Here is a 7834-nt window from a genome sequence, read left to right on the forward strand (position 1 = left end):
CAAATGGCTATTCTACGTTTGATTGGTTTTGGAAAAAAAGAAGAATTTAAGAAAGTGCTAGCAATTTTAAGAAAGAAAAAGCCTGATAGGACAAGGATCCTATGAAATTTGTCGTGTACAGAGAATTCATTTATAGAAAAAGACTCAATGCGGTAGATTCCACCTAAAAGTATAAACAAGAAGAAAGGAAACTTATTCAACACATATACCGCTAAAACATAGAAATAGACGAATAAAAAATAGAATCAGCATGCAAACAGCAAACTTCTTTATCACCACAGATTTAACTTTTGCCAATACCTGTACAAATTTAGACAAATGCCCGATTTTCCAAACTTACATGATTTATGAAAGAAATCGTCAATGCCTTGCACGCTTCATACATTCAAAACACTGACTAGAAAATACACAGGATGGTTAATACGCTTATATATAGGACTATAAAGTATGACGTAGCTAGGCAATAGATGCTCAGCTTATCTAAAGCTGCCTACTTATAAGGAAATGCTCCCACAGAATATTCAATTCACTGAGGCAAACAAAATATCTAGCGTGAGCCCTATCATTTATGAAAACCTTTTATTGGCCTAGAAATATGCTTTATAAACCATAGAAAAAGTAACTATCTTTTAATTTTTATATACTTAGCACACAAACCTGATTTATTCTTTCAAATAACTCGATTGAAAACTGAGAACAATTTAGATTCCTTTACGCGTGAAATAAGTTAAACCTTAGAATTTTTTAAGTCGCTGTATAAATACCATCTTTACGACTATGCATGCGTAGGCAGTTCAACTGACGATCTATAAGACAAATGTACAGGCCATCTCACCTTTCAGATCATTTGTACTGGTTATTGCTAAACGTACGCACCACGATAAAGCAAGTTTACACAAAAGATATCAACAGTTTTAGCCAATTGGGTTTAAAATGATGTCCTACAATATAATGATAAAAATGTAATCTTTTAACATTGCCAATTCTCTGCAAAGTTCGCATTATATAGCCCATTCTCGGCACATGCTTTTCACGTCAATTCAAAGAAATTATAAAAAAAATGTGGGATTTTATGCCATAATGAGCAAACTTTGCAGGTATCTTGCAAAGTAAATTTGCAACTTTTTATTGGAGCAGGCTAAATGAGCTCGACCATTTTGGTCATTCATGGACCGAATCTCAACTTACTGGGAAAACGTGAACCCGAAGTTTATGGCTATCTAACACTCGATGATATCAACCAAAAACTGATTTCACAGGCTCAAAACGCTTCCATTTCTCTCGACACTTTCCAAAGTAATTGGGAAGGCGCTGTCGTCGACCGAATTCATCAAGCGCAACAAGAAGGCGTTCAATTCATCATTATTAACCCAGCAGCCCTAACACATACTTCGGTTGCTGTGCGTGATGCCCTTCTTGGTGTAGCCATTCCGTTTATCGAAGTACATCTATCAAATGTCCACGCTCGCGAAGCATTTAGACATCACTCCTATCTATCTGATAAAGCCGTTGGCGTTATTTGTGGTTTAGGTGCAAAAGGCTATGCCGCAGCACTAGACTTCGCCATCGAAAAAATTCAACCAACTTCTCAATCTTAATTAGGAATACTGTTCATGGATATCCGTAAAATCAAGAAACTCATCGATTTGATGATTGAATCTGACTTACAGGCGATTGAAGTTAAAGAAGGCGATCAATCGATTGCTCTAACTCGTCGCAATCCAGTAGTTGCTGCCGCTGCGCCTGCTATGGCTGCTCCTGCCGCTGCGCCTGCTGCACCTCGTTCACCACGTGGTGCTGTTGAGCCGTCTCCTATGGTTGGTGTGTTCTATGCTGCGCCAAATCCAGGTGAAGCACCATTTGTGAAAGTTGGTCAAACTGTATCTGCTGGTGAAACACTCGGTATCATCGAAGCAATGAAAATCATGAACCCAATTGAAGCAACTCAAAGCGGTGTAATTGAAGAAATTTTGGTTAAAAATGGCGAAGTGATCCAATTCGGTCAACCATTATTCCGCTATCGCGCTTAAGACCACGGGGAATCACAATGTTGCAAAAAGTTTTAATTGCAAACCGTGGTGAGATTGCGCTCCGCATCACCCGCGCTTGCAAAACTTTAGGAATTAAAACCGTAGGGATTTATTCCGATGCCGACAAAGACCTAATGCACTTACGCTTCTGTGACGAAGCTGTGTGCATTGGACCAGGTGCCAGCAGCGAAAGTTATCTCAATATCCCTGCCATTATTACAGCGGCTGAAATCACCGGTGCAGATGCCATCCATCCAGGTTATGGTTTCTTATCTGAAAACGCTGAGTTTGCAGAAATTGTAGAAAACTCAGGTTTTATCTTTATCGGTCCGCGTCCTGAACACATTCGCTTAATGGGGAACAAAGTTTCTGCCATTATTGCGATGAAAAAAGCTGGTGTACCGACTGTTCCGGGTTGTGACCATGCTGTAACGATTCACAATGCATTGGCAGAAGCCAAAGAAATTGGATTTCCATTGATCGTAAAAGCTGCCTCTGGTGGTGGTGGTCGTGGTATGCGTATCGTTGAACGTGTAGACACGCTACTCGAATCTGTACAAGCTGCTCAACGTGATGCGGAAATGTGGTTTGGTGACGACACCGTTTATATGGAACGTTTCCTTCAAAAGCCACGCCATGTCGAAGTGCAAGTTCTTGCAGATGGTAATGGCCATGCAATTCACCTTTATGATCGTGACTGTTCATTGCAACGTCGCCATCAAAAAGTGCTTGAAGAAGCGCCTGCACCGGGTTTACCTGAAGAAGCACGTGCGCATATTCTTGAAGCATGTGTAAATGCTTGTAAATTGATGCAATACCGTGGTGCTGGTACATTTGAGTTCTTATTTGAAGAAGGTGAATTCTTCTTTATTGAAATGAATACTCGTGTACAAGTAGAACATCCTGTTACTGAGCAAGTAACTGGTGTGGATATTATCGAGCAACAATTACGCATTGCTGCTGGCTTAGGTTTGGATCTTCAACAAGAAGATATTCAACTTAAAGGTCATGCGATTGAATGTCGTATTAATGCAGAAGATCCATCTACATTTATGCCTTCACCGGGTAAAATCGACCATTTTTATGCACCGGGTGGCGCAGGTATCCGACTAGATTCTCATATCTATCAAGGATATAGCATCCCACCATACTATGATTCAATGATTGCAAAACTCATTGCGCATGGTAAAGATCGTGAAACCTCTATTGCGCGCATGAAACAAGCTCTGGAAGAGATTATCTTAACTGGCGTGAAAACCAATATTCCGCTACATAAAGATTTGATTCTTCAAGATAAAAATTTCTGCGAACAAGCAATGGATATTCACTATCTTGAAAAGCATCTATTAAAGAAAGTCGAAGGACATGAAGATAAATAAATCTTCAGCGTCAAAAAAACCACTCAAATGAGTGGTTTTTTATTTTCATAATAAAAGGTCTATAATCATGCTTAAGGCAAAACTCGACGCAATGTCGCAAAACACTGCTGAGCCTGATCGTTGGCACAGAAATTAATAACCGATGGACTTTTCCACTTTACAAAGTACTGTGAAATTTCGCCGGTTTGATCTTGAATATTGCCCGAACAATCCATCTGATTATTGTCATATTTCACTTGCAAAATCAGTGCTGGAATTTGCACATTCGGATCTTGTGCAGGTTGATAGTCATACACCCCTGATGACCACTCTTCACCGCTTTTGATCACAACATCATTATTACTCTTAAAATTATAATATTCGACGCACTTTTTATTGGTCGGAATTTCCATGCCCCATAAGCCAACCAATTCAGAACGTGTTGTCACCCTAAAGCTATTCACCGCTTCAACTTGATTTTTAGCCTCTGAATTTTGAGTTGTATTCTTATTATCTGCCGCCATCACCAACGATGAACTCAACATGAGTAAAACTGTAAGATATGCTATTTTCATACATTTAATCAGTCATATAAATCATGCTCTTAAAGTAACACATTTTTTTACAAATCCGCGGTTTATCACATTTTCATAACAATCATTTTTCATCTTTATCCAGAAAATCAATCTTCGTTAACGAAACTACAAATCAGCTAAATGCCAAACAAATCACACTATTTACAATAAAATAATATAAAATCTTTTTTATCGTTTAATATACGAAAAAAACGAATTCTCCCATATTTAACCTAGGCTTACATAAGCTAATGAAACTGCATTCGAATAGTCTTGCTCCGCTTAATACACGCCACAGCATGGCTTTTGTCATAGTCGCTGCAGTTATTTTTTGCTGCTGCTTAGTCGGTATTTTCAGCCGCCCATTAAGCTATTTAGCGATTTTTTGGCCTGCGAATGCATTATTGTTAGCATTATTCTTAAGGTTTCCCAAACTCAGTAATCTGGGAGGATGGTTAGGTGCATTTACCGGCTATATGCTCCCAGATTTAGTGACAGGCAATTATTTCCAACTCACCCTATTTCTTACTTTTTCAAATTTAACCAACAGCATGGTATCGTTATTTTTTATGCGATATTTTCAGGTGAACTATCAAAACTATAATAAAGGTTTCACCTTTCTGACCATGATTGTCATCATCGCCTGTGGTGGATGCCTTGCGGGTGCACTTTTTGCTATTTTCACCGTGCCTTATATTCCCAATACGTTTATGTCGACCGATCGATTGTCGATTGATTTTGGTATGTGGTGGATTACCGAAATATTGAATGCGCTGATTATATTACCGCTTATTCTGTCTTTTCCTAAACTGGCCGATCTTAAACTTTATTTCAAAAATCGACGTCATCAAAGCTTTCAGATCAATAAAATATTTCCGGCAATTGCAGTTGTCTTCTGTGTATTTTTAACCGCAGTTTCTACAGGTCCAGGGGCAATTCTCTACCCTTTAGCGGCTCTAATTTGGGCAGCATTAACCTATCGATTATTTACCTTATCCCTAATTAACGCCGTGGTAATTTTAGCGACCTATTACAATTTAAATGCGTTCTACTTACACGATTCTTCGCTTGCCTATTTATCGACAGCAATTTCAGTTCGTATTGGCCTAGCCATGCTGATTCTCTCGCCGTTGATTCTTTGTATTATTAGCCGAAATCGACACGAACTTTATAAAGAGGTTTTATACCTTGCAAATCATGATAGTTTGACTCATGCGATGAATCGTCGATATTTTTTCGAGCAAGGTGAGCTTTACCTACAAAACCAAATTCAGCTTAACTTTTCCATTATCATGATGGATATTGATCATTTTAAAAAATTGAATGATCAATATAGGCATTATGTCGGTGACCAAGTTTTACAAGAATTTTCGAGCGTTGTGCGTAAGAATTTACGTGAAACAGATTTATTTGCACGTATTGGTGGTGAAGAGTTTAGTGTATTACTCACGAACATTGCTGCAACTGAAGCTCAAGATATTGCTGAACGCATCCGAAAAGTCGTTGAAACTACACCTATTTTCATTGATGAACAAAATACGATTTATATTACGGTGAGTATTGGTCTGATTCATCAGTCTTTGCCCAATGCTCCAAGTTTGCAAAGTATGATTAATCAAGCCGATCAGGCCTTATATCAAGCCAAAGAGCTCGGCCGTAATCAGGTGATTTTAGTCCATTGAGACTTATCAATATACTGAATTGCTTCAAGCTGGCTTTTGAATCGTTTTAGGCAAGCCCACGACCAAAAACATGGCAGGTAGAACCGCCAGTCCTGCGATCATAAAAATAACGGGTCCCGAAAGCATGTCCCAATATCGACCTGCTAAAATACTGCCACTCGCAACACCTAAGCCCCACATGGTACTGTATAGCGCTTGACCTCGCCCTTGTTGACTTGCGGTAAAATTTTGAAAAATGATTCGCATCGCGATTAAGTGGAATAATCCAAAACTGAAGGCATGAATCGTTTGCGCAGCAAATTGAGTGATAAACACCGCCGGATATAAGCCTACAATCAACCATCGCATCCCTGTTAGCCCCAAACAAATGAGCACTAAGTTACGCCAAGAATATCGATTAAAAAAGACATTGGCATAGGCAAACATAATGATTTCCGCAATGACTCCGACAGACCATAAAAAACCGATTTGGCTCGTCGAAAAATCGGCCTGCTTAAGGTAATTGCTATAAAAACTATAAAACGGTGCATGCGAAAAGAGCAGAAAAAATTCAATGATAAAAAAACTCGCTACAATAGGCCGTTTTAAGATAGGCCAAAGTGGTTCAAGTTTTTTCTGTGAAGATGGTGCAGTAGCGGGCTCTTTAATCGTAAATGACCAAATAAATGCGAGAAATGCAATGCATAACAACATGATAGGCAGCATTGAAACAGGTATTATTTCTAGCAAAGCCCCAATTCCAAATACCCCAACAATGAAGCCAACTGATCCCCATTTTCTGACTTTTCCATAAAGTTCTGCACGCCGCTCAGCTAACCAAAATAAAGTTACTCCTTCAAACTGAGCCAATATAGCATTTTGAAAGAAACTAAAAACCAGCATGAGTAATGCAACAGATTGAAAACTGTTGGGAATTATAAAAATCAGAAACCAAATACAGGCTTCCATCCATGTTGCGATTCGAACTAAAAGCATGCGCTTGCCGGATTTATCTGCAATCCAACCCCAAATAAATGGGGCAAAAAAACGTGTCACAATTGCAATCGAAGATAAAACCCCTATTTCTTGATAATTAAACCCTTGATCCTCTAAATACAAACTCCAATACGGCATGAATGTACCCACTATTGAATAATAGAAAAAGTAGAATCCACCTAGTTTTGTTTGGATTGGAATTGATTGCATTTGGTTATATTCACTTGTATTTTCAAACACTTAAATAAGTTAATGGTTATATAAGATTGCACTCATTTGGCTGTATTTGTAGCTCAACAGTCTACAAATGAGTCTACAAATTGCAAAAAAATATTTTTTTTGATTTTTTGTAGACTGCTTTAAAAACTCATTAATTTTCACTATTTTATCACTGTTTTTCGCATAAAAGAAAAACCGCCCGAAGGCGGTTATTTTTGACGATGAAAGTTATAAATCTTTTGGAGTATTTATTTTATTGACGAGCTAGAGATGGAAATAAACATTCAACAATACGTTGGGTACTCCATAAACCAATTTCTTGATGATGCATATGAGGCGCTAAATACTTTAGAAGTTTGTTGATCTTATATCCTGTATTCGTATTTCCATCAAATTGTTTCTTAAGCTCAGCCATTTCATGGTTAGCTAAATAATTAAATGAATTGGTCTCTAGGAAGTTTTTCACATACTCATTATTCACTTGATTTTGCTTAGGATCTATAGATTTGCCAGCAATCCAATCATAAATAAAAGTTTTTTCAACAGCATTAAACACTCCAAACATTTTACCATCTTCGTCGTGAATCATCTGCCAAAATCTACTCTCTTCAGGTGGTCGATTCAATTTTATCCAGCCCATACGTACAAGCTCAAAAATAAACTCTTCAACACTATCATCTTCAGACAGCCATTCATTCGTCGTTCTATTGTTAAACATACATTTATTACTATGCATATGTTTACCAACGATCGCCTTTTTCTTAAATATTTCTAGCACCATCTTTTCAGTGCTTAAATTTTTAATTATCTGAACTGAACTCATTCCTTTGTTATTTAGGAGATAGCCGATTTTGAGTTTACGAATGAAAGAGGTGGATCAGGAAATTTGAACAACACTTATAAGTGATATTTTGCTCCCCAAATGATGTTATAAACATCAATATATGGAGTATTTTATGGCACGTAGACCAAGAAGAAATCATTCAAATGATTTT

Annotated in this window: 7 protein-coding genes; 4 read left to right on the forward strand and 3 right to left on the reverse strand. The window is 37.9% G+C overall.

The window, feature by feature from the left end; all coding sequences use genetic code 11:
- Positions 1 to 1142 precede the first annotated feature (1142 nt).
- Genes aroQ through accC form a run of 3 tightly spaced genes read left to right on the forward strand, consistent with a single transcriptional unit; the run spans position 1143 to position 3409 of the window.
- Positions 1143 to 1598, forward strand: a complete 456-nt coding sequence (gene aroQ, locus FTV03_RS16430; RefSeq protein ID WP_180022653.1) for a type II 3-dehydroquinate dehydratase — start codon at positions 1143 to 1145, stop codon at positions 1596 to 1598.
- Positions 1599 to 1613: 15 nt separating this feature from the next.
- Entirely contained in the window at positions 1614 to 2030 is a 417-nt protein-coding gene (accB, locus tag FTV03_RS16435) for an acetyl-CoA carboxylase biotin carboxyl carrier protein (RefSeq protein ID WP_078190790.1), read from the forward strand.
- 17 nt (positions 2031 to 2047) lie between these two features.
- Positions 2048 to 3409 carry an acetyl-CoA carboxylase biotin carboxylase subunit gene (gene accC, locus FTV03_RS16440; protein ID WP_111885487.1) on the forward strand — a complete coding sequence of 454 codons (1362 nt, stop codon included), beginning with the start codon at positions 2048 to 2050 and terminating at the stop codon, positions 3407 to 3409.
- Positions 3410 to 3480: 71 nt separating this feature from the next.
- On the opposite strand, the gene FTV03_RS16445 is transcribed toward accC, so the two are convergent.
- Complete coding sequence (locus FTV03_RS16445; protein WP_078190792.1) at positions 3481 to 3963, reverse strand: hypothetical protein; 483 nt, start codon at positions 3961 to 3963, stop codon at positions 3481 to 3483.
- A 251-nt stretch (positions 3964 to 4214) separates the two neighbouring features.
- Between FTV03_RS16445 and FTV03_RS16450 the strand changes: the two genes are divergently transcribed.
- A complete protein-coding gene (locus FTV03_RS16450) occupies positions 4215 to 5645 on the forward strand; it encodes a GGDEF domain-containing protein (RefSeq protein ID WP_180042246.1) in 1431 nt (476 codons plus the stop codon).
- Positions 5646 to 5669: 24 nt separating this feature from the next.
- Here the strand turns inward: FTV03_RS16450 and FTV03_RS16455 are convergent, their stop codons facing one another.
- Entirely contained in the window at positions 5670 to 6830 is a 1161-nt protein-coding gene (locus FTV03_RS16455) for an MFS transporter (protein WP_180042248.1), read from the reverse strand.
- 262 nt (positions 6831 to 7092) lie between these two features.
- Complete coding sequence (locus FTV03_RS16460; protein ID WP_180042250.1) at positions 7093 to 7662, reverse strand: hypothetical protein; 570 nt, start codon at positions 7660 to 7662, stop codon at positions 7093 to 7095.
- Positions 7663 to 7834: the final 172 nt, after the last annotated feature.

The sequence above is a fragment of the Acinetobacter sp. YH12218 genome (genome assembly GCF_013417925.1).
Classification (GTDB): Bacteria; Pseudomonadota; Gammaproteobacteria; order Pseudomonadales; family Moraxellaceae; genus Acinetobacter; species Acinetobacter amyesii.